The organism is Streptomyces sp. NPDC048481 (genome assembly GCF_043200075.1).
In the GTDB taxonomy this organism is placed as follows: Bacteria; Actinomycetota; Actinomycetes; order Streptomycetales; family Streptomycetaceae; genus Streptomyces.
Genome location: NZ_JBICXC010000006.1, coordinates 371,003 through 392,125, shown reverse-complemented (window position 1 = coordinate 392,125; position 21,123 = coordinate 371,003). Strand labels below are relative to the sequence as shown.

Here is a 21,123-nt window from a genome sequence, read left to right as displayed (position 1 = left end):
GGAGCCCGGGCCGCCGCGGCGGGACGTCAGAAACCGCGTTCTTCGATCGCCGGGCCGTCGTCCGTGTTTCCGCAGGAAAACCAGGAGGTCACGGAAGGCCCCCGTTCATACGAATCTACAAGATGCCCGAAGGGACCAGCCAACTCCTTCATGGTTTCCGTGACTGACCCGGTCGGAGCAAGCCGCTGTGTACTGGCCCCACTCCGCGTGAACAGCACATGAACGAGCCGGGCCCGCCGCACCCGATTCTGGCTCGATAGAGACGACTCACGAGACTCACGAGACGAAGAAGAGAGCCGGTCATGGACTTCCTTCGCCCCGCCAGCTGGGAGGAGGCGCTCGCCGCGAAGGCAGCGCATCCCACGGCTGTGCCGATTGCGGGTGGCACCGACGTGATGGTCGAGATCAACTTCGACCACCGCAGGCCCGAGTACCTGCTCGACCTGAACCGCGTCGGCGACCTGTACGAGTGGGAGGTCGGCGAGGACAGCGTGCGGCTCGGGGCCTCCGTCCCGTACTCCCGGATCATGGAGCACCTGCGCGCCGAGCTGCCCGGCCTCGCGCTCGCCTCGCACACCGTGGCCTCCCCGCAGATCCGCAACCGCGGCGGCGTCGGCGGCAACCTCGGCACCGCCTCCCCGGCGGGCGACGCCCACCCGGCCCTGCTCGCCGCCGGCGCCGAGGTCGAGGCCGAGTCGGTGCGCGGCTCGCGCCGGATCCCGATCGACGCCTTCTACACCGGCGTCAAGCGCAACGCGCTCGCCCCCGACGAGCTGATCCGCGCCGTCCACGTCAAGAAGGCCGACGGCCCCCAGCAGTACTCCAAGGTCGGCACCCGCAACGCCATGGTCATCGCCGTCTGCGCCTTCGGCCTCGCCCTGCACCCCGACACCCGCACCGTGCGCACCGGCATCGGCTCCGCCGCCCCCACCCCCGTCCGGGCCGCGACCGCCGAGGAATTCCTCGGGGCGGCCCTCGAGGAGGGCGGCTTCTGGGACAACGGGAAGATCATCACCCCCTCGGTCGCCAAGCAGTTCGCCGACCTGTGCGCCGCCGCCTGCAACCCGATCGACGACGTCCGCGGCACCGCGAGCTACCGCCGCCACGCGGTCGGCGTCATGGCCCGCCGGACGCTCACCTGGACCTGGGAGTCGTACCGCGGCGCCCGCCGCGCCTCGAAGGGAGCCGCGTGATGCGCGTCAACTTCACCGTCAACGGACGCCCGCAGGAAGCCGACGACGTATGGGAGGGCGAGAGCCTGCTGTACGTGCTGCGCGAACGGCTCGGACTCCCGGGCTCGAAGAACGCCTGCGAGCAGGGCGAATGCGGCTCGTGCACGGTCCGTCTGGACGGCGTGCCGGTCTGTTCCTGCCTGGTCGCCGCGGGCCAGGCCGAGGGCCGCGACGTCGTGACCGTGGAAGGCCTCGCCGACCACGCCCGCAGGCGCGCCGAACGCGACGACCGCGCGACCGGCTCCCGCGGCGACGCCCCGGCCGCGCCGGGCACCTCGCTCGACGAGGCGCGCGCGTGGCAGGCCCGGGGCGCCGACTCCCAGGCCGGCGAGGGCGGCGAACTCGCCCCGATCCAGCAGGCGTTCATCGACGCAGGCGCCGTCCAGTGCGGCTTCTGCACCCCCGGCCTCCTGGTGGCCGCCGACGAACTGCTCGAACACCACCCGAACCCGACCGACGCGGACATCCGCGAGGCGCTCTCCGGCAACCTGTGCCGCTGCACCGGCTACGAGAAGATCATGGACGCGGTCCGCCTGGCGGCCGCCCGGCAGGGAGAGGCGGTCTGACGATGCCCTCACCCACCCGCGGCCCCGCCCGAACCGGCGGCGCCCCCCTCGGCACCCCTGTCGAGGTCACCCAGGGCTCCCCGACCAGGGGCGGCATCGGGGAGTCCACGCTGCGCCCCGACGGCACCCTCAAGGTCACCGGAGAGTTCGCCTACTCGTCCGACCTGTGGCACGAGGACATGCTCTGGGGCCAGATCCTGCGCTCCACCGTCGCGCACGCCGAGATCGTCTCCCTCGACACCTCCGAGGCCCTGGCCACCCCGGGCGTCTACGCCGTCATGACGTACGACGACCTGCCGACCGAGGTGCGCAACTACGGCCTGGAGATCCAGGACACCCCCGTCCTGGCGCACGGCAAGGTGCGCCACCACGGCGAGCCGGTGGCGATCGTCGCCGCCGACCATCCGGAGACCGCCCGCCGCGCCGCCGCCAAGATCAAGGTGGAGTACCGGGAACTGCCCGTCATCACCGACGAGGCCTCCGCGACCGCGCCGGACGCGATCCTGATCCACGAGAACCGCGACGACCACCACATCGGCCACGTCCCGCACCCCAACATCGTCCACCGCCAGCCCATCGTGCGCGGCGACGCGGACGCGGCGGCCCGGCGCGCCGACGTCGTCGTCCGGGGCGAGTACACCTTCGGCATGCAGGACCAGGCCTTCCTCGGCCCGGAGTCCGGCCTCGCGGTGCCCGAGGAGGACGGCGGCGTCCACCTCTACGTCGCCACCCAGTGGCTGCACTCCGACCTGCGTCAGATCGCCCCCGTCCTCGGCCTGCCCGAGAGCAAGGTGCGCATGACGCTGGCCGGCGTGGGCGGCGCGTTCGGCGGCCGCGAGGACCTGTCCATGCAGATCCACGCCTGTCTGCTCGCCCTGCGCACCGGAAAACCCGTCAAGATCGTCTACAACCGCTTCGAGTCCTTCTTCGGCCATGTGCACCGCCACCCGGCCAAGCTGTACTACGAGCACGGCGCCACCCGCGACGGCAGGCTGACCCACGTCAGGTGCCGCATCGTGCTCGACGGCGGCGCCTACGCCTCCGCGTCGCCCGCGGTCGTCGGCAACGCCTCCTCGCTCGGCATCGGCCCCTACGTCGTCGACGACGTGGACGTCGAGGCCATCGCCCTCTACACCAACAACCCGCCCTGCGGCGCGATGCGCGGCTTCGGCGCGGTTCAGGCGTGCTTCGCCTACGAGGCGCAGATGGACAAGGTCGCGAAGGAACTCGGCCTGGACCCGGTGGAGTTCCGGCAGCGCAACGCCATGGAACAGGGCGCCCTCCTGCCCACCGGGCAGCGGGTCGACTCCCCGGCGCCGGTCGCCGAACTCCTGCGCCGCGTCAAGGCGATGCCCATGCCGCCCGAGCGCCAGTGGGAGAGCAGCGAGGGCGCGGACGTACGGCAGCTGCCCGGCGGCCTGTCCAACACCACGCACGGCGAGGGAGTCGTACGCGGGGTGGGCTACGCGGTCGGCATCAAGAACGTCGGCTTCTCCGAGGGCTTCGACGACTACTCCACCGCCAGGGTCCGCATGGAGGTCGTCGCCGGGGAGCCCGTCGCGACCGTCCACACGGCCATGGCGGAGGTCGGCCAGGGGGGCGTCACCGTCCACGCGCAGATCGCCCGCACCGAACTGGGCGTCGCCCAGGTGACCATCCAGCCCGCCGACACCGCGGTCGGCAGCGCCGGCTCGACCTCGGCCTCCCGCCAGACCTACGTCACCGGCGGCGCCGTGAAGAACTCCTGCGAGCTGGTGCGGGAGAAGGTCCTGGAGATCGGCCGCCGCAGGTTCGGCTCCCACCACCCCGCCTGGGCCACCGCCGAACTCCTCCTGGAGGGCGGCAAGGTCGTCACCGACGGCGGCGAGGTCCTGGCCGACCTCGTCGACGTGCTCGGGGACGAGGCCGTGGAGGTCGAGGCGGAGTGGCGGCACCGGCCGACCGAGCCGTTCGACCTGCGCACCGGGCAGGGCAACGGGCACGTCCAGTACTCCTTCGCCGCGCACCGCGCGGTCGTCGAGGTCGACACCGAACTGGGACTGGTCAAGGTCATCGAGCTGGCCTGCGCCCAGGACGTCGGCAAGGCGCTGAACCCGCTGTCCGTCATCGGCCAGATCCAGGGCGGCACGACCCAGGGCCTGGGCGTCGCCGTCATGGAGGAGATCATCGTCGACCCGAAGACGGCGAAGGTCAGGAACCCCTCCTTCACCGACTACCTGATCCCCACGATTCTCGACACGCCGACCATCCCGGTCGACGTGCTCGAACTCGCCGACGACCACGCCCCCTACGGGCTCCGTGGCATCGGCGAGGCCCCCACCCTGTCGTCGACCCCGGCCGTCCTCGCGGCGATCCGGAACGCGACCGGGCTGGAGCTCGACCGCACGCCCGTACGTCCGGAGCACCTGACCGGAACGTGACCCCTCCCGGGGCCACGACCAGCAGTTCCCCGGGGGCCTCGCGCCCCCGGTCCACCTTGTTCGTCTCGGGCCGTCCCCCGGGTCGTCCATTCCCAAATCCCGCACCCGGCGCGGACGCCACGCGGGTGTCCCTTTGAACCTTGGGAGATGGCCCATGACCCAGCAGTCACTGGAGCCGAGGACCACAGCCGACGACGCGGGCGACGGCTCCCGCGTCCCGGCCGGACGGTCCTGGCTCGACCGGTACTTCCACATATCCGGGCGGGGCTCCACGGTCGCCCGCGAAGTGCGCGGCGGCGTCACCACCTTCATGGCGATGGCGTACATCCTGCTGCTCAACCCTTTGATCCTGTCCGGCAAGGACGCGGCCGGCGACACCCTCGGCCAGAACGCCCTGATCACCGCGACCGCGTTCGCCGCCGCCTTCACCACGTTGCTGATGGGCTTCTTCGGCAAGGTGCCGCTCGCCCTCGCCGCCGGCCTGTCCGTCTCCGGAGTGCTGTCCTCGCAGGTCGCGCCCCAGATGACCTGGCCGCAGGCGATGGGCATGTGCGTGATGTACGGCGTCGTCATCATGCTGCTGGTCGTCACCGGCCTGCGCGAGATGATCATGAACGCGATCCCGCTAGCCCTCAAGCACGGCATCACCATGGGCATCGGCCTGTTCATCGCGCTCATCGGTTTCTACAAGTCCGGGTTCGTGCACCAGGGCAAAGCGACCCCGGTCACCCTCGGCCCCGCGGGCGAACTCGCGGGCTGGCCGGTGCTGCTGTTCGCGGGCACCCTGCTGCTGATCTTCATGCTCCAGGCCCGCAACGTCCCCGGCGCCATCCTCATCGGCATCGTCGCCGGCACGGTCGTCGCGGCGATCCTCAACGCGGCCGGGGTCGTCGACCCCCGCCAGTGGGCGGGCGGCGCCCCCGAACTGCACGGCAGCGCCGTCTCGATGCCGGACTTCTCGCTCTTCGGACATGTGGAGTTCGGCGGCTGGGGCCGGGTCGGCGCCATGACCGTCGGCATGATCGTCTTCACACTCGTCCTCGCCGGGTTCTTCGACGCGATGGCCACCATCATCGGCGTCGGCACCGAAGCGGGGCTCGCCGACGCCAAGGGCCGCATGCCGGGCCTGTCCAAGGCGCTGTTCATCGACGGCGCCGGCGGGGCGATCGGCGGTGTGGCGGGCGGCTCGGGCCAGACCGTGTTCATCGAATCGGCGACGGGCGTCGGCGAGGGCGCGCGCACCGGCCTCGCCTCGGTCGTCACCGGAACCTTCTTCGCGGCGTGTCTGTTCTTCACCCCGCTCACCGCGATCGTCCCGCAGGAGGTGGCCTCCGCCGCCCTCGTCGTCATCGGCGCGATGATGCTGATGAACGCCCGGCACGTCGACTGGGCGGACCGGGCGACCGCCGTCCCGGTGTTCCTGACGGTCGTGCTGATGCCGTTCACCTACACCATCACCACCGGCGTCGCCGCCGGAGTCATCTCCTACGTCGCCATCAAGGCGGCACAGGGCAGGGCGCGCGAGATCGGGGCCTTCATGTGGGGCCTTGCGGTGATCTTCCTCGTCTACTTCTGCCTGCACCCCATCGAGGCCTGGCTGGGCGTGCACTAGAAGTCGCCCGCTCTTGCCCCCGCCCGGCGGGGGTACCCGTCCTCCGCACGACCGCGTTCAAGGAGACCGAGACATGCTGGACATCGCCGAGGAACTCGACCGGTGGGCCGCGCAGGGCCGTGACTTCGCCGTCGCCACCGTCGTGGCCGTCGGCGGCAGCGCGCCCCGCCGGCCCGGCGCCGCCCTCGCGGTGGACGCCGACGGCACGGCGATCGGCTCGGTCTCCGGCGGCTGTGTGGAGGGCGCGGTCTACGAACTGTGCCGGCAGGCGCTCCAGGACGGGGAGCCGGTCCTGGAGCGGTTCGGCTACAGCGACGACGACGCCTTCGCCGTAGGACTCACCTGCGGCGGAGTCATCGACGTCCTCGTCACCCCGGTACGCGCCGCCGATCCGGCCCGCCCGGTGATCGCGGCCGCCCTCGGGGCCGCGGCGTCCGGCACGGCGGCGGCGCTGGCCCGCGTGGTGAGCGGTCCGCCCGGCCTGGTGGGCCGCGCCCTGCTCGTCCGCGCGGACGACGCCCACGACGACGCTCCGCCCGCGGGCGCGGCCTTCACGGCAAGCGCCTGGCAGGGCGGCTTCGGCGCCCACCCCGAACTGGACCGCACCGTCGCGGCCGAGGCGCGGGCGTTCCTCGACGCCGGCCGCACCGGCACGCTGGAGATCGGCGAGCAGGGCTCACGCTGCGGCGCCCCGCTCACCGTCCTGGTCGAGTCGTCCGTGCCGCCGCCTCGGATGATCGTGTTCGGCGCGATCGACTTCGCGGGGGCGCTCGTGCGCGTCGGCAAGTTCCTGGGCCACCACGTCACGGTGTGCGACGCGCGCCCGGTCTTCGCCACCGCCGCCCGCTTCCCCGAGGCCGACGAGATCGTCGTCGAGTGGCCGCACGAGTACCTGGAGCGCACGCGGGTGGACGCGCGCACGGTGCTGTGCGTCCTCACCCACGACGCGAAGTTCGACGTCCCGCTGCTGCGGCTGGCGCTGCGGCTGCCGGTCGCCTACGTCGGCGCCATGGGATCGCGCCGCACCCACCTGGACCGCAACCGGCGCCTGCGCGAAGTCGGCGTCACCGACCTGGAACTGGCGCGCCTGCGGTCCCCCATCGGCCTCGACCTCGGCGCGCGCACCCCGGAGGAGACGGCCCTGTCGATCGCCGCGCAGATCGTCGCCGACCGGCGCGGCGGCAGCGGAGCGTCCCTCGCCGGCGCGCACACCCCGATCCATCACGACACGACGGCCCGCCCGGCCGGCCGCATCGGCTCGGTCGCCTGAGGGCGGCCCCACGGACGGCGGGCCGGGTCCGTCAGGGGGTGCGCAGGAGGCGGTCGGCGGCGCGGCCGAACACGGTGCGGGCCGTCGCCGCGAGGAGCGGGTCGAGGAAGGCGGGCAGGAAGCGCACGCTCAGCTCCTCGTGCCAGAGCACGTGGGTCCGCCCGTCGGGTCGCGGCCGTACCTCGATCCGCGCTCGGCCGAGGACGACCCGGCCGCGCTTCTCCAGCCGGCAGTGGCCCGCAGCGCCGGCGGCCGGCGGCTGCCAGACGGTGACCTCCATCGGGTCGTCGAAGGACAGCGGGCCGAGGCCCGAGCGGGCCACGAAGACGGTGCCCTCACGGGTCGGCGGGGGAGTGAGCACGGTGACGCGGGTGAGCGGGACCACGTCGCCGTGCCGGGACCACCGCGTCAGCCGGCGCCAGGCGTCGTCCGGAGGGAGCGGTACGGTGCGTTCGAGCTGGAAGACGGCCACCCGGCGATCGTAGGCGCGCGGGACGCGGGGAGGGGGGAGCGCCCTCCGGTCCGCCGGTCTGCGGCGTCGGCGCCCGGCGTCCGCGCGGGGTCTCAGCGGTAGACCTCTCCCGGCACCGCTTCCCCGGGCGCCAGCAGCTGGGGCACCGTCACGAACACGAACCCGCGCTCCTTCAGCGCGTCGATGATGCCCGGCACGGCCGGCACGGTTCCGTCGTAGAGGTCGTGCAGCAGGATGATGCCGTCCCGGTCGGCCTGGGCGAGGACCCGGCGCCGGATCAGGGCGGAGTCGGTCGTCGTGTAGTCCTTGGCCGTCACGGTCCACAGCACTTCGGCGAGGCCCAGTTCGCGGGAGATCTCGTGCACGGTCTCGTTCGTGCGGCCCTGCGGCGGCCGCATCAGGGTGGGGGGCCTGCCGGTCAGGCGCTCTATGACGTCGTTGGTGCGCCGCAGCTCCTCGCGTATCCCGTCGGGTTCGAGCTCCGTGAGGATCTTGTGGTCCCAGGTGTGGCTGGCCACCTCGTGGCCCTCGGCGGCCATGCGTCTGACGAGGTCCGGGTACTTCTCCGCGTGACGTGCGCCGAGCAGGAAGAAGGTCGCCGGGACCTGTTTCTCCTTCAGGATGTCCAGCAGCGCGGCGGAGTGCTCGCTGGGGCCCGCGTCGAAGGTCAGGGCGATGCACTTCACCTCCCGGCAGTCGACGGGGCCGCCGCGGGCGGCCTGGGAGGTGGTGGCGGGACGGGCGCGGGCACTGCTCGGCAGGGTGGTGTCGGCGCCGCCGCAGCCGGTGAGCGCGGCCGCCAGGCAGGCGGCCGCCGCCGGCACGGCGAGGGCACGCAACCGGGCCCCCGTGTTCTTCGTCTTCTTGAGCGGAGAAAGCATGCCGAGACTATACAGAGAAGGTATACACCTCATGTATAGTCTCGGCGTCATGCCGTCGCGCGCCTCACGCGGGCGTGAACGGCGGGCGTCTCACTGGGCGTAGAACGTCGCGTCCGCCCTGTCCGTGGCCGTGCTCGGCGTCTGCACGTACAGCAGGTAGTTGTAGTGACGGATGTAGCGGCCCGCGAAGGCGTACGACTCGTACGAGATCCCCGCGGAGTCGGCGAGCCCGGCGCGCCGGCGGTACGTCGCGTCGGAGGCGAACGCGGACGTGCCGTCGTTCTTCTCCAGCCACACCTCGGAGTTCTTCTGACGCAGGTAGTAGCCCGGGAAGTTGGCCGCCTCCAGGGAGACCGTGCCGGTCCCGGCGAGACCGCTCACCACGCGGAACTGCGAGTCGGCGAGCGGGCTGACGTTCGCCTCGATGCGGGCCCGGTACTCCCAGTGGCGGATGAACCGGTCCGGGTAGTTGAAGGAGGAGAAGCGCTGCGGGGTCACCCCGTCGGCAACCGGGATGCCGAAGTCGGGCGTGCCGTCGGCCTTCCAGTACACCTTCTGCACCCGGGTGCGGCGGTTGGGGTCGTTCAGCGGGTCGCCGGTGATGTCCTTGTAGCTGCGGTCGTGGTAGACGAGGATGTCGGACCGGCCGTCCTCGGAGACGGTGAACGAGTTGTGGCCCGGCCCGTACTGCGAGGTCGCGGCGTTCGTCCGGAAGACCGGCTGGGTGCCCTTCGACCAGGACGCCGGGTCGGTGAGGTCGGCGCCCGCGGACGCGGTCAGCATGCCCAGGCAGTAGTTGGAGTCGGTCGCGCTCGCCGAGTACGTCATGAACACCTTGCCGCCGTGCTGGATCACCGCCGGCCCCTCGTTGACCTTGAAGCCCACGGTCTCCCAGGACAGCGTCGGCTGCGAGATCTCCGCCGGAGTGCCGGAGATCGTCCAGGGGTTGGCCAGCTTCGCGATGAACAGGCTGGTGTTGTTGTCCTCGGACGGGTTGCGCTGGGCCCACGCGAGATAGCGGACGCCGTTCACGACGAACGTGGTGGAGTCGAGGGAGAAGCTCTCCCACGTGGTTTTGATCTGGCCCTTCTCCGCCCAGCTCGCGGTGAGCGGGTTGGCGCCGGTGCCTTCGAGGACGTACATGCGGATCGCCCACACGTCGCTGGTGGAGCCGGCGGCGAAGTACACGTACCACTTGCCGTCGATGAAGTGGATCTCCGGGGCCCAGATGTGGGCGCCCATCACCCCGCCGGCGTGCTTGGTCCAGATGGTGACCTCCTGGGCCGTGGACAGGCCCTGGATGGTCGTCGCCCGGCGCAGCACGATGCGGTCGTACTCGGGCACGGTGGCGGTGAAGTAGTAGTAACCGTCGGTGTGCTTGTAGATGTGCGGGTCGGCGCGCTTCTCGGCGATCGGGTTGGTGTACGTCACCGCGGGGGAGTCGGGCACGGCGGCCTGGGCCGGGGCGGCCACGCCGGTGAGCACGGCCGCGAGGGCGACGAGGCCGGCCAGTATCAGCCGAACGGCGTTGCGTCTCAAAGGGGTTCTCCTGGGGGAAGGGGGAGGGGGTGCGGGGGGTCAGGTGGTGGGTACGAGGCGCCACTGCTGGCAGGTGTTGTTCAGCCAGGTCCACTGCCGTACGTCAACGCCGTCGGCGGTGCCGCAGTCCGCCACGTCGGCGACCTTCCCGCTGTTCTCGCCGACGAGGCGGACGTAGTCCCCGCTCGCGGTGAAGACGAGCCGGAAGCGCTGGCACCTGTTGTTCAGCCACGACCACTGGCGCAGGTCCGCGCCGTCCGCGGTGGAGCAGTCGGCGGTGTCCATCACCCGCCCGGTGGCCACGTTCACCAGCCGGCCGGTGTCGTCGCCCTGGTCCTCGATCCGCCACTTCTGGTTGGCCCCGCCGTTGCAGGCCCACTGGAGGATGTTCGCGCCGTCGGCGGCCGAACCGCCGGACACGTCGAGGCACTTGCCGCTGTTGCGGTTGACGAGGGTGTAGGACGTCGGGGTCGTCGCCGTCTCGCCGGACGGGCCGGGCAGCGTCGTGCCGAGCGCGACCGGGGCGCCGAAGTTCGGCGTGCCGTCGGCGTTCCAGGTGAACTTCTGGGCGCGGGTGGTGCGTCCGTTGCCGCAGCCGCCGCTCGCGGAGGAGTTGGCGTGATACACGATCCAGTTCTCGGTGCCGTCGGGCGAGGTGAAGAAGCCGTTGTGGCCCGGTCCGTAGACGCCGCCCGCGTCGTTGCGCTGGAACACGGGCGTCGGCTTCTTGGTCCAGGACGCCGGGCTGAGCGGGTCGGCGCCGGTCAGTTCCAGCAGGCCGAGCTTGTAGTCCGCGGTCTGGCAGTAACTCGCGGAGAACGTGAGGAACGTGCGTCCGCCGTGGTAGAGCGGCTCGGGCCCCTCGTTGACCGGTGCGCCCGAGGTCTCCCAGCTCAGCGTGGGGCTGGAGATGACCGTGAAGGCGCTGCTCGCCAGCGTGTACGGGTTGGTCATCGGCGCGATGACCAGGCTCTGCCTGCTGCCGTTCACGGAGCCGCTGCCCACCAGGTACAGCCTGCCGTTCGCCTGGAGCACGCTCGCGTCGATCAGCCAGCCGCCGGGGTCGAGATTCGAGCCGGTGAGCGTCCCCTTGTGGGTGTACGGGCCCAGGGGGTCGGCGCCCGCGCTCTCCAGGACCTGGGTGCGCTGGAGGTCGCAGCAGGCGGCGCCGCTCGGCGCGGCCGAGTAGTACAGGTACCAGTGGCCGTTGAACCGGTGGATCTCCGGCGCCCAGATGTTGTTGTTGCGGGTCGCGGTGGTGTCCGACCAGACCTGCACGGTGGGTGCGGTGGCGAGCCCGGCCAGGGTGGGCGACTTGCGCATGCCGAGGACGCCGGTGAACGTCGTGGTGATCAGGTAGTAGTCGCCGTTGTAGTACTCCAGCCAGGGGTCGGCGCCCTTGGCCGACTTGAGCGGGTTGGCGTACGGGCGGCCGTCGGCCGCGGACACCGGCTGGTTGGCCGCCACCAGGGCGACGAGGAGGGCCAGCACGCAGACGAGCAGGGATCTGCGGCGGTGCATCCGGGGCATACGGGACCGTCCCTTGTCCGTGAAGCGACCTGTTCACCATGTTCGTTATTTCGAACACGGTTCGTAACTTCGGCCAGAAGATAGGGGGCGCGCATGGTCTCGTCAATGGTTCGGACAGTGCAGCGACGCGCCGGGGCGCCCGGTCCGGTCCGTGGACCGGGCCGAGCGCCCCGGGTGTGGTGCTCTCGTCGTACGGGTGTCGCGGGATCAGACCAGGTCGAACCGGTCCAGCTCGCTGACCTTGACCCACGCGGCGACGAAGTCCTTCACGAACTTCTCCTTCGCGTCGTCGCTCGCGTAGACCTCGGCCAGCGCGCGCAGCTCGGAGTTCGAGCCGAAGACCAGGTCGGCACGGGTGCCGGTCCACTTGACCTCGCCGGTGGCGGCGTCGCGGCCCTCGAAGAGGGTCTGGTCGGACGACGTCGACGACCAGGTCGTGCCGAGGTCGAGCAGGTTGACGAAGAAGTCGTTCGTCAGCTTGCCGGGGGTCTCGGTGAAGACGCCGTGCGCGGACCGGCCGTGGTTGGCGCCCAGCACACGCAGGCCGCCGACCAGGACGGTCGTCTCGGGCGCGCTCAGGTTGAGCAGGTTCGCCCGGTCGAGCAGCAGGAACTCGGCCGGCAGGCGGTTGCCCTTGCCGAGGTAGTTGCGGAACCCGTCGGCGGTCGGCTCGAGCGCGGCGAACGACTCGACGTCCGTCTGCTCCTGCGAGGCGTCCACCCGGCCCGGCGTGAAGGGGACCTCCACGTCGTGGCCCGCGTCCCTGGCGGCCTTCTCGACGGCGGCCGCGCCGCCCAGGACGATCAGGTCGGCCAGCGAGACCTTCTTCGCGCCGGCGTTGAACTCGGCCTGCACGCCCTCCAGGACGCGCAGCACCTGCGCCAGCTCGTCCGGGTTGTTGACCTCCCAGCCGCGCTGCGGCTCCAGGCGGATGCGGGCGCCGTTGGCGCCGCCGCGCTTGTCGCTGCCGCGGAAGGAGGACGCCGACGCCCACGCCGTGGACACCAGCTGGGAGACCGTCAGCCCCGAGTCGAGCAGCTTGGCCTTGAGGGCCGCGATGTCCTCGGCGCCGATGACCTCGCCCTCGGCCTCCGGCAGCGGGTCCTGCCACAGCAGCGTCTCCGCCGGGACCTCCGGGCCGAGGTACAGCGACTTCGGGCCCAGGTCACGATGGGTCAGCTTGTACCAGGCGCGGGCGAACGCGTCCGCGAACTGGTCGGGGTTCTCGTGGAAGCGGCGCGAGATCTGCTCGTAGACCGGGTCGAAGCGCAGCGCCAGGTCGGTCGTGAGCATCGTCGGGGCGTGGCGCTTGGACGGGTCGTGCGCGTCGGGGACGGTGCCCGCGCCCGCGCCGTCCTTGGCGACCCACTGCTTGGCGCCGGCCGGGCTCTCGGTCAGCTCCCACTCGAAGCCGAAGAGGTTGTCGAAGAAGCCGTTGCTCCACCGGGTGGGCGTGGAGGTCCAGGTGACCTCCAGACCGCTGGTGATGGTGTCGCCGCCCTTGCCGGTGCCGAAGCTGCTCTTCCAGCCGAGGCCCTGCTCGGCGAGCGAGGCGGCCTCGGGGTCGTCGCCGACGTGGTCCGCCGGGCCCGCGCCGTGCGTCTTGCCGAAGGTGTGACCGCCCGCGATGAGGGCGACCGTCTCCTCGTCGTTCATCGCCATCCGGCGGAAGGTCTCACGGATGTCGCGGGCCGACGCCAGCGGGTCCGGGTTGCCGTTGGGGCCCTCGGGGTTGACGTAGATGAGGCCCATCTGCACGGCGGCGAGCGGGTTCTCCAGCTCGCGGTCGCCGGAGTAGCGCCGGTCGTCGAGCCAGGTGGTCTCGGGACCCCAGTAGACGTCCTCGTCGGCCTCCCAGACGTCCTCGCGGCCGCCGGCGAAGCCGAAGGTCTCGAAGCCCATCTGCTCCAGGGCCACGTTGCCGGTGAGGATCATGAGGTCGGCCCAGGAGATGGACTGGCCGTACTTCTTCTTGACCGGCCACAGCAGACGGCGGGCCTTGTCCAGGTTGGCGTTGTCCGGCCAGCTGTTGAGGGGCGCGAAGCGCTGCTGGCCGGCGCCGGCGCCGCCGCGGCCGTCGCTGATGCGGTAGGTGCCCGCGCTGTGCCAGGCCATGCGGATCATCAGCGGGCCGTAGTTGCCGAAGTCGGCCGGCCACCAGTCCTGCGAGGTGGTGAGCACCTCGGCGATGTCCGCCTTCACGGCGGCGAGGTCGAGCGCCTCGAACGCCGCGGCGTAGTCGAAGTCCTCGCCGAGCGGGTTCGCCACGGCCGGGTTCTTCGCGAGGATCTTCACGTTGAGCCGCTCCGGCCACCACTGGCGGTTGCCGCCGCCCTGGGTCGGGTGCAGGGCGCGGTCGTGCGTGACCGGGCAGCCACCTGCCTCCGCCGCCTTCGGCTCGGTCACGATCGCGTCATGGTTCTCGGTCATGGGGGAATCCTTCTGGACTGGTCGGATCACATGCTCACGAAACCGCAGGTCGAGGTGCTGCGGGTGGTCAGGTGCGGGCGGGCGAACAGTCGGGGCACAGGCCCCAGTAGATGACCTCGGCCTCGTCGATGGCGAAGCCGCGGTCGTCGACGGCGGTCAGGCAGGGGGCGTGGCCGACCGCGCAGTCGACGTCGGCGACGACGCCGCACGAGCGGCACACGAGATGGTGGTGGTTGTCGCCCACGCGCCCCTCGAACCGGGCCGGACTGCCCGGCGGCTCCAGGCGGCGCACCAGCCCGGCCGAGGTCAGCGCGTGCAGGGCCTCGTACACGGCCTGCACCGAGATGTGGCCCACGCGGCCGCGGACCCCGGAGGCGATCGCCTCGACGTCCAGGTGATCGCCCTCGCGGACGGTCTCGAGCAGCGCGACCCGGGCGGCCGTCACCCGCAGGCCGGCACCGCGCAGCTCCTCGGCGGTGGTCGGAGTACGGGGGGCTGTCATGACGTCGAACCTACGGCATAAACACGAACGATTCAAGAAAGCGAACGATGCAAGTCTGAGGCGTGTCCGGTGAACGCCGTGCGCCGCCGCGCACCGGGCTGTTCACCCGGCCGTCCACCCCGCCGCTCACCCGGCCGCACGCGGTGACGCCGTGCGCAGGAACGAGGACAGCCCGTCGAGGAGCCGGTCGACGTCCTCGGCGTCGTTGTACGGCGCGAGGCCCACGCGCAGCGACGGGTCCGGCAGCTTCAGCGCCGTGAAGACCTCGTGGGCGTAGAACGAGCCCGCCGGGGCCACCACGCCCCGCGCCGCCAGATGCGCCTGCGCCTCCCGGGAGTCCCGGCCCTCCAGGGTCATCAGGAGCGTGGGCGTGCGGTCCGCCGCCCTCGAACGGACGGTGACGTCGTCGCCCAGCGCGCGCAGCCCCTGCTCGATCCTGGCGCGCAGCGCGTTCTCGTGCTCGTGCAGGCAGTCCAGCGAGCGCCGCAGCCGCTCCCTGCGGGGCGCGTCCGGCGCACCGCCGCCCAGGTCCGCCAGGAAGTCCACCGCGGCGGTCGCGCCCGCCAGCACCTCGTAGGGCAGCGTCCCGAACTCGAAGCGCTCCGGCACGGCGTCGCTGGAGGGCAGCAGCTTGTCCGGCGCGAGGGCCTCCAGGACGTCCGGCGACCCGGCGAGCACACCGCAGTGCGGGCCGAGGAACTTGTACGGCGAGCAGACGAACAGGTCGGCGCCCAGCGCCCGCACGTCCACGAGGCGGTGGGCGGCGTAGTGCACCCCGTCCACGTGGACCAGTGCGCCGGCCTCGTGCGCCCGGTCGGCGATCAGGCGCACGGGCACCACGGACCCCAGCACGTTCGAGGCCGCTGTCACCGCGACCAGCCGCGTCCGGGACGACAGCGCCCGCTCGTAGGAGCCGAGGTCCAGTTCCGTGGTCGCCTCGTCGATCTCGATCCAGCGGACGGTCACCCCGGCGCGCTCCGCCGCCTGTATCCACGGGCGCACGTTCGCGTCGTGGTCCAGCCGGCTCAGGACGATCTCGTCGCCGGGCCGCCAGGTCTTGGCGAGGTGCCGTGAGAAGTCGTAGGTGAGCTGCGTGGCGCTGCGCCCGTGCACGACGCCGTTCGCGGCAGCCCCCAGCAGATCCGCGTAGGCGGCCCGGAACCCGGCGACCGCCGACTCGGCGTTGCGCTCGGAGGCGCTGACCGTGCCGCGGTTGGACAGCGGCCCGGTCATGGTCCGGGCGATCGCCTCGGCGACCGGCGCGGGAGTCTGCGTCCCGCCCGGTCCGTCGAAGAAGGCGAACCCGTGCGCGAGGGAGGGGAAGTGGGACCGGAGGGCGACGACGTCGAGGGACATGGCCCCGACTCTGGCACCGGTCGCGCCGCCCCACCAGTGGATCGCGCCGCGCCGCGCCGCGCGCCGCCGCGGTCCGCCTGGCTCCGGCGCGGGCGGGTGATCCGGGCCACCCGGCGGCCGAGAACACCGTCACGCCAGGCGATGCGCTCTTGGCCATGGACGCGACACACGGTACCGTCGCTCTGATATCGACGACGGAAGTCACGGAAGCCGGTGGGAATCCGGCACGGTCGCGCCACTGTGATCGGTGCGCCGCCCCGCGAGGGCGCGCATCGCGAGTCAGACCCGGGGCCGTCGTCCTGTGCACCACCGAGATGGGACGCGAACTCCCAGAGGAGGCCCTGCCAATGGCGCAGCATGTCGCCCAGCCGACCGCCATCAGCCCTGCCGTACCCGCCAAGCTGCCGCTGAGGGACATCGCCCCCTGGGCCGTCTTCTTCGGCGTCCTCATGCTGGTCCTGCTCTACTTCGTCGGCGCCGAGCAGGGCGCCACGGCCGTGGTCTCCGGAGAGGGCGTCCACGAGTGGGTGCACGACGCCCGTCACCTGCTCGGCTTCCCCTGCCACTGACAAGGGGCGCCGCACCCGCATGAATTCCGCAACGGTAAGAAACCTGCTCGTCCGGGGCATGCTCGCCGGCCTCGGGGCCGGCGTGCTCGCCCTGGTGGTGGCGTACTTCCTCGGTGAGCCGAGCGTCGACGGCGCGATCGGCTTCGAGGAGTCCCACGCCCCCGCGCACGAGCACGAGGTCGAACTCGTCTCCCGCAGCCTGCAGTCCACCGCCGGTCTGGCCACTGGCGTCCTGGTCTACGGGGTGGCCTTCGGCGGCATCGCCGCGATGGCCTACTGCTTCGCCCTGGGCCGCGTCGGACGCTTCGGCCCCCGGGCCACGGCGCTGCTGCTGTCCGGGGCCGCACTGCTCACCGTGTACGTCGTGCCCTTTCTCAAGTACCCGGCCAACCCGCCCGCCGTCGGTGACCACGACACGATCGCCAAGCGCACCACCCTGTACTTCCTGATGATGGTGCTCGGCGTGCTCCTGGCGATCGCCGCGGTCATCGCCGGCAAGCGGCTGGCGCCGAGACTCGGCAACTGGAACGCCACGGTGGTGTCCGTGGCCGGCTTCGTCGTCCTGATCGGCCTGGCGTACGGGTTCCTGCCCGCCGTCAACGAGGTGCCGGCGGACTTCCCGGCCACGCTGCTGTGGCGGTTCCGCCTCTCGTCGCTCGCCATGCAGGCGACGACGTGGGCGGCCTTCGGCCTCGCCTTCGGCGAACTGGCCGAGCGGCTGCTGAATCCCCGCCCGGCGACGAGGCCCGCGAGCACGACCACGACGGCCGCCGCCACCGACTGACCTGTCCGCACGGCGGGTCGACCGCACCGGCACGACAAGAGGGCCTCCGGGACCACCCGGGGGCCCTCTCGCGACGGCGGACGGCGACGGCGACGGCCCGCACTCGCACGCACCCGCGCCCCGCCCGCCCCTCCGGCGACCGATGACGCGGCGTCACGCCCCTTCGCGACAGCCCTCGTCCGGGTGCAGGGGCTGTCCGGTCCGCAGGTTCCAGCGGCCGTCGCGCCCGCTGACCGAGGTGGCCGTGAGCGGCGGCACGTCGAGCCGCCAGAAGGCCGTCACGGGCGTTCCCAGCACGTGGACGACGGCCGCCCGCACGATCTCCGGCTCGACCACCGCGAGGGTACGGCCCTCCCGCGACGACGACTCCAGCCAGCGGGCGACCCGCGCGCACAGGTCCTCGACGGACTCCCCGCCGTGCGGCGCGGAACCGGGATCGGCGAGCCAGCGCGCCACCGCCTCCGGTTCGGCCGCGCCCACCTCGGCGAGGGTCAGCCCCCGCCAGCGCCCCACGTCCAGCCCGGCCAACTCCACGGGCTCGACCGGCTCCGACGGCTCGACCGGTCGCGCCGCATCCGGGGAGCCGGCAGACCTTCCCGGGGCGAGGCCCAGAGCGGCGGCCGTCTCCCGGCAGCGCACGGTGGGAGACGTCACGACCCGCCCGCCCGTGGGCAGCGCACCGGTCGCCGCGCGGGCGCGGGCCGCCCCGACGTCGTCGATCGGGGCTCCGTCGTCGAAACGGGCCAGCCGCAGCGACGCGTTCACGGCGGGCGAGACGAAGGTGACACGGATCGTCACGTGATGCTCCTCCACCGGCGCGCGGGTCGCCGGCCTCCGTGCCGAGACGTCGCCGTCGGCGATCGGCGGCCGATCGCCGTGCGGACAGCGGCCGTTCGGGCCCCGGCAAGCTACCACAGGGGACGCAGTGCCCCAGGCCGGGAGCCAGGCCGGGCGGCGGGGCGGGCCCCCCCGTCCGGCGGCGCGGCTCAGGCGGTCGACGGCCGGGCGGGCAGCACATGGTCGCCCACCGTGTCCGTGCTCAGGCACAGGGAGCAGACGACCGCGTCGTGCGTCGGGCAGGCGGCCACGTCGGGACGCTCGTAGGGCAGGCGGCAGACATGGCAGTCGTACGTCGTGGCGCTGGGGTTGCCGTCCGCGTCGAGCAGCGGCTCGGCGATGCCGTCGTCCGAACGGCGCAGGTAGTAACGGCCCTTGGTGACGACCGCGGTCAGCGGGGTGAGGACGAACGCGATGACGGCGGCGGCGACGGGGGAGTACGGCTGGAGGGTGTCGCCGAGGGCGTGGAAGTACATCGCGATGGACAGGCCGGACGCGGCCAGGAAGGCGACGACGCCGACCGGGTTGACGGCGTACAGCATGCCCCGGCGGAACTCGGGCGCGAGCGGGGACAGCCGGAGCAGGTACTTGTTGACGCCGATGTCCGTGGCGACGGTGACGACCCAGGCGATGGCGCAGTTCGAGTAGAAGCCGAGGATGTCGTTGAGGAAGCTGAACATGTCGGCTTCCATCAGGACGAGCGCGAAGGCCAGGTTGACCAGCACGAACACCAGGCGGCCGGGGTAGTGCCGGGTGACGCGGGTGAAGGAGTTCGTCCACGCGAGCGATCCGGAGTAGGCGTTCGTCACGTTGATCTTGATCTGGCTGATCACGACGAGCGCCACGGCCAGCGGCACGACCAGCCAGGACGGCATCATCGCGTCGAAGGCCCCGCGGAACTGCTGGATCGGCTCGGTGGCCGCGGCGGGGCCGACCTCCGCCAGGATGTACACCGCGAGGAAGACGCCGATGGCCTGCTTCAGCGCGCCGAGGACCACCCACCCCGGCCCGGCCATGACCACGGCCGTCCACCAGGTGCGCTTGTTCGCCTCCGTCTTCGGCGGCATGAAGCGCAGGTAGTCGATCTGCTCGCCGATCTGCGCGATGAGGGACAGACACACGCCCGCGCCGAGCAGCACGGGAGCGGTGTGCACCCCGCCGTCCCCGTCGGCTCCCGCGTAGGCCAGGAACCGGTCGACGGTGCCGGGGTCGGTGGCGACGAGGTAGACCAGCGGCGCGACCATCAGCAGCAGCCATATCGGCGTCGTCCACACCTGGAGCTTGCTCAGCGCCTTCATGCCGTAGATCACCAGCGGGATCACCATCAGCGTGGAGACCAGATAGCCCAGCCACAGCGGCAGCCCCAGGCCCAGCTTCAGGCCCTGGGCCATGATCGAGCCCTCGAGCGCGAAGAAGATGAAGGTGAAACTGGCGAAGATCACGCCGGTCAGCACCGAGCCGTAGTAGCCGAAGCCGGACCCGCGGGTGATCAGGTCGAGGTCGATGTTGTAGCGGGCGCCGTAGTAGGCGAGCGGGAATCCGGTGACGAAGATGACGACCGCGGCGACGGCGATCGCGACGAGCGCGTTCCCGGTGCCGTGGGCGAGGCCGATGCCGGCGCCGATGGAGAAGTCCGCCATGTAGGCGATGCCGCCCAGAGCGGTCGTCGCCACCACCATCGGGGTCCAGCGGCGGTAACTGCGGGGCGCGAAGCGGAGGGTGTAGTCCTCCAGGGTCTCCTTCGTGGCCTGGGTGGCGGGGGAGCCGGGGCGGGGGTGCGGCGCGGTGGCCGTCGGCGACGACTGCGGCGGCTGGGGTGTCTCGGTGGCGCTCATGGGCGGCCCTTCGGGGAGGTGGGCGGTGGGGGGACTCCCGGTCGGCGTCCTCGGCATCCGGGGAGGGGTGGGCCCGGATCCATGAGCGGACACGGTAGGAACCGTTTGTTTCTCCGGACGGCGACACGGCGTGAACGCGGGGTAACGGACCGCGGCCCGCGACCGCCGCCCCGGGAGCCCGGCCGGGGAGGTCCTGGTCCCGCCTCCCGCCGTCGCGACCGCGACTTGCCCCCCTTGAGCCTCGGCCTTTACCTCCGGACCCCCGGCCGCCCGCCCCGGCCGCCGCCGGCCCGGCCCCGGCCGCCGCCCGCCTGTTCCCCGGTCCGCGGCTCCCGCCGATCGCATGCCGTCGACGGCGCCCCGCGGCCCGGTGTGCTTGAGTGGGCGCGCTCGCCCCGACCCGCCGCCGCTCATGATCGGAACCGGACTCTCGTGCACGTACTGATACTCGGCGGGACCGCTGAGGCCCGTCGGCTCGCGGAACTCCTCGGCGGCGAGCCGGACCTGACGGTCACCAGCTCGCTCGCCGGGCGGGTGACCGCTCCCCGGCTGCCGACGGGCGAGGTGCGCGTGGGTGGGTTCGGCGGCGTCGAAGGGCTCGTGACGTGGGTGCGCGAGCACGCCGTCGACGCGATCGTCGACGCCACCCATCCCTTCGCCGGGACGATCGGCTTCCACGCGGCCGATGCCGCCGCCGTCGCCGGTGTCCCGCTGCTCGCGCTGCGCCGTCCCGGCTGGACGCCCGTGGAGGGCGACCGCTGGCACGAGGTCGGCTCACTGGCGGAGGCGGCCGCGGCGCTACCCGCGCTCGGCCGGCGGATCTTCCTCACCACCGGAAGGACGGGGCTGGCGGCCTTCGCCGGACTGGACGGCCTGTGGTTCCTTGCGCGTTCGGTCGAAGCGCCCGAGCCGCCCTGCCCGTCCGCCCTGGAGGTGCTGCTCGACCGGGGCCCCTTCACTCTCGACGGGGAGCGCGAGCTGCTGCGCCGGCATCGCGTCGACGTCCTGGTGACCAAGGACAGCGGCGGCGCCGCCACCGCGCCGAAGCTGACCGCCGCCCGGGAGACGGGGCTGCCCGTGGTCGTGGTGCGCAGACCGCCGGCGCCCACGGGCGTCCCCGTGGCACCCGACCCGCGGGACGCCGTCCGCTGGATCCGGGCCCAGCGCGAGCCGGGCCGCCCGGCCGGAGAGGACCCCCGACCCGAGGCCCGCTGACGCCCCCCGACCGGACCAGGGCCGGGGCCCCGCCGGCACGGGTCCGGTCGGGAGCACGCTGACCCGTGCCGGA

17 protein-coding genes and 1 riboswitch are annotated in these 21,123 nt (G+C 72.4%); of the genes, 8 read left to right on the top strand and 9 right to left on the bottom strand.

The genetic code is table 11. The features are described 5' to 3' along the window. Positions 1-302 precede the first annotated feature (302 nt). From ACGFSH_RS21150 to ACGFSH_RS21130, 5 genes are all read left to right on the top strand, one after another. Complete coding sequence (locus tag ACGFSH_RS21150) at positions 303-1,193, top strand: FAD binding domain-containing protein (RefSeq protein WP_393350767.1); 891 nt, start codon at positions 303-305, stop codon at positions 1,191-1,193. After that, positions 1,193-1,798: a (2Fe-2S)-binding protein gene (locus tag ACGFSH_RS21145; protein WP_393350765.1), complete on the top strand. Its 606-nt coding sequence runs from the start codon at positions 1,193-1,195 to the stop codon at positions 1,796-1,798. The genes ACGFSH_RS21150 and ACGFSH_RS21145 overlap by 1 nt, the downstream gene beginning before the upstream one ends. 2 nt (positions 1,799-1,800) lie before the next feature. After that, entirely contained in the window at positions 1,801-4,218 is a 2,418-nt protein-coding gene (locus ACGFSH_RS21140; protein WP_393350763.1) for a xanthine dehydrogenase family protein molybdopterin-binding subunit, read from the top strand. 154 nt (positions 4,219-4,372) lie between these two features. Continuing rightward, entirely contained in the window at positions 4,373-5,830 is a 1,458-nt protein-coding gene (locus ACGFSH_RS21135; RefSeq protein ID WP_393350761.1) for an NCS2 family permease, read from the top strand. A 73-nt stretch (positions 5,831-5,903) separates the two neighbouring features. Then, positions 5,904-7,100, top strand: a complete 1,197-nt coding sequence (locus tag ACGFSH_RS21130; protein WP_393350758.1) for an XdhC family protein — start codon at positions 5,904-5,906, stop codon at positions 7,098-7,100. Positions 7,101-7,131: 31 nt separating this feature from the next. On the opposite strand, the gene ACGFSH_RS21125 is transcribed toward ACGFSH_RS21130, so the two are convergent. The 7 genes from ACGFSH_RS21125 to ACGFSH_RS21095 all read right to left on the bottom strand — a co-directional run bounded on the left by ACGFSH_RS21125 (position 7,132) and on the right by ACGFSH_RS21095 (position 15,810). Beyond that, positions 7,132-7,572, bottom strand: a complete 441-nt coding sequence (locus tag ACGFSH_RS21125; RefSeq protein ID WP_393350756.1) for an SRPBCC family protein — start codon at positions 7,570-7,572, stop codon at positions 7,132-7,134. A gap of 92 nt (positions 7,573-7,664) precedes the next feature. Further along, positions 7,665-8,453 carry a polysaccharide deacetylase family protein gene (locus tag ACGFSH_RS21120; protein ID WP_393350754.1) on the bottom strand — a complete coding sequence of 263 codons (789 nt, stop codon included), beginning with the start codon at positions 8,451-8,453 and terminating at the stop codon, positions 7,665-7,667. A gap of 90 nt (positions 8,454-8,543) precedes the next feature. Then, positions 8,544-9,992 carry a family 43 glycosylhydrolase gene (locus tag ACGFSH_RS21115; protein ID WP_393350752.1) on the bottom strand — a complete coding sequence of 483 codons (1,449 nt, stop codon included), beginning with the start codon at positions 9,990-9,992 and terminating at the stop codon, positions 8,544-8,546. Between the two features lie 39 nt (positions 9,993-10,031). Continuing rightward, entirely contained in the window at positions 10,032-11,522 is a 1,491-nt protein-coding gene (locus tag ACGFSH_RS21110) for a family 43 glycosylhydrolase (RefSeq protein WP_393350750.1), read from the bottom strand. A 207-nt stretch (positions 11,523-11,729) separates the two neighbouring features. Then, the gene (gene katG / locus ACGFSH_RS21105; RefSeq protein WP_393350748.1) at positions 11,730-13,952 is read right to left on the bottom strand and encodes a catalase/peroxidase HPI; all 2,223 of its coding nucleotides are present in this window, start codon (positions 13,950-13,952) and stop codon (positions 11,730-11,732) included. Positions 13,953-14,019: 67 nt separating this feature from the next. Next, on the bottom strand, positions 14,020-14,454 hold the full coding sequence (locus tag ACGFSH_RS21100; protein ID WP_393350745.1) for a Fur family transcriptional regulator: 435 nt from the start codon (positions 14,452-14,454) through the stop codon (positions 14,020-14,022). A 126-nt stretch (positions 14,455-14,580) separates the two neighbouring features. Then, entirely contained in the window at positions 14,581-15,810 is a 1,230-nt protein-coding gene (locus ACGFSH_RS21095) for a cysteine desulfurase-like protein (RefSeq protein ID WP_393350743.1), read from the bottom strand. Positions 15,811-16,015: 205 nt separating this feature from the next. Beyond that, a riboswitch (cobalamin riboswitch) is annotated at positions 16,016-16,095 on the top strand. A 62-nt stretch (positions 16,096-16,157) separates the two neighbouring features. On the opposite strand from ACGFSH_RS21095, the gene ACGFSH_RS21090 reads away from it, so the two are divergent. Together ACGFSH_RS21090 and ACGFSH_RS21085 are read left to right on the top strand one after the other, a co-directional pair. After that, positions 16,158-16,379, top strand: a complete 222-nt coding sequence (locus ACGFSH_RS21090) for a CbtB-domain containing protein (RefSeq protein ID WP_393350741.1) — start codon at positions 16,158-16,160, stop codon at positions 16,377-16,379. Positions 16,380-16,398: 19 nt separating this feature from the next. After that, entirely contained in the window at positions 16,399-17,163 is a 765-nt protein-coding gene (locus ACGFSH_RS21085) for a CbtA family protein (protein WP_393350739.1), read from the top strand. Between the two features lie 153 nt (positions 17,164-17,316). On the opposite strand, the gene ACGFSH_RS21080 is transcribed toward ACGFSH_RS21085, so the two are convergent. Both ACGFSH_RS21080 and ACGFSH_RS21075 read right to left on the bottom strand, forming a co-directional pair. Then, entirely contained in the window at positions 17,317-17,961 is a 645-nt protein-coding gene (locus tag ACGFSH_RS21080) for a histidine phosphatase family protein (RefSeq protein WP_393350737.1), read from the bottom strand. Positions 17,962-18,149: 188 nt separating this feature from the next. After that, entirely contained in the window at positions 18,150-19,835 is a 1,686-nt protein-coding gene (locus ACGFSH_RS21075; RefSeq protein WP_393350735.1) for a purine-cytosine permease family protein, read from the bottom strand. Positions 19,836-20,267: 432 nt separating this feature from the next. On the opposite strand from ACGFSH_RS21075, the gene ACGFSH_RS21070 reads away from it, so the two are divergent. Further along, positions 20,268-21,050, top strand: coding sequence for a cobalt-precorrin-6A reductase (locus ACGFSH_RS21070; RefSeq protein ID WP_393350733.1), 783 nt, complete (start codon positions 20,268-20,270; stop codon positions 21,048-21,050). Positions 21,051-21,123: the final 73 nt, after the last annotated feature.

Bases quoted from the DNA above. Each gene is read 5' to 3' on its own strand.
- ACGFSH_RS21130 (WP_393350758.1), top strand. From the start codon at position 5,904: ATGCTGGACATCGCCGAGGAACTCGACCGGTGGGCCGCGCAGGGCCGT.
- ACGFSH_RS21140 (WP_393350763.1), top strand. From the start codon at position 1,801: ATGCCCTCACCCACCCGCGGCCCCGCCCGAACCGGCGGCGCCCCCCTC.
- ACGFSH_RS21090 (WP_393350741.1), top strand. From the start codon at position 16,158: ATGGCGCAGCATGTCGCCCAGCCGACCGCCATCAGCCCTGCCGTACCC.
- ACGFSH_RS21100 (WP_393350745.1), bottom strand. From the start codon at position 14,454: ATGACAGCCCCCCGTACTCCGACCACCGCCGAGGAGCTGCGCGGTGCC.
- ACGFSH_RS21145 (WP_393350765.1), top strand. From the start codon at position 1,193: ATGCGCGTCAACTTCACCGTCAACGGACGCCCGCAGGAAGCCGACGAC.
- ACGFSH_RS21150 (WP_393350767.1), top strand. From the start codon at position 303: ATGGACTTCCTTCGCCCCGCCAGCTGGGAGGAGGCGCTCGCCGCGAAG.
- ACGFSH_RS21075 (WP_393350735.1), bottom strand. From the start codon at position 19,835: ATGAGCGCCACCGAGACACCCCAGCCGCCGCAGTCGTCGCCGACGGCC.
- ACGFSH_RS21095 (WP_393350743.1), bottom strand. From the start codon at position 15,810: ATGTCCCTCGACGTCGTCGCCCTCCGGTCCCACTTCCCCTCCCTCGCG.
- ACGFSH_RS21120 (WP_393350754.1), bottom strand. From the start codon at position 8,453: ATGCTTTCTCCGCTCAAGAAGACGAAGAACACGGGGGCCCGGTTGCGT.
- katG (WP_393350748.1), bottom strand. From the start codon at position 13,952: ATGACCGAGAACCATGACGCGATCGTGACCGAGCCGAAGGCGGCGGAG.
- ACGFSH_RS21110 (WP_393350750.1), bottom strand. From the start codon at position 11,522: ATGCCCCGGATGCACCGCCGCAGATCCCTGCTCGTCTGCGTGCTGGCC.
- ACGFSH_RS21135 (WP_393350761.1), top strand. From the start codon at position 4,373: ATGACCCAGCAGTCACTGGAGCCGAGGACCACAGCCGACGACGCGGGC.
- ACGFSH_RS21085 (WP_393350739.1), top strand. From the start codon at position 16,399: ATGAATTCCGCAACGGTAAGAAACCTGCTCGTCCGGGGCATGCTCGCC.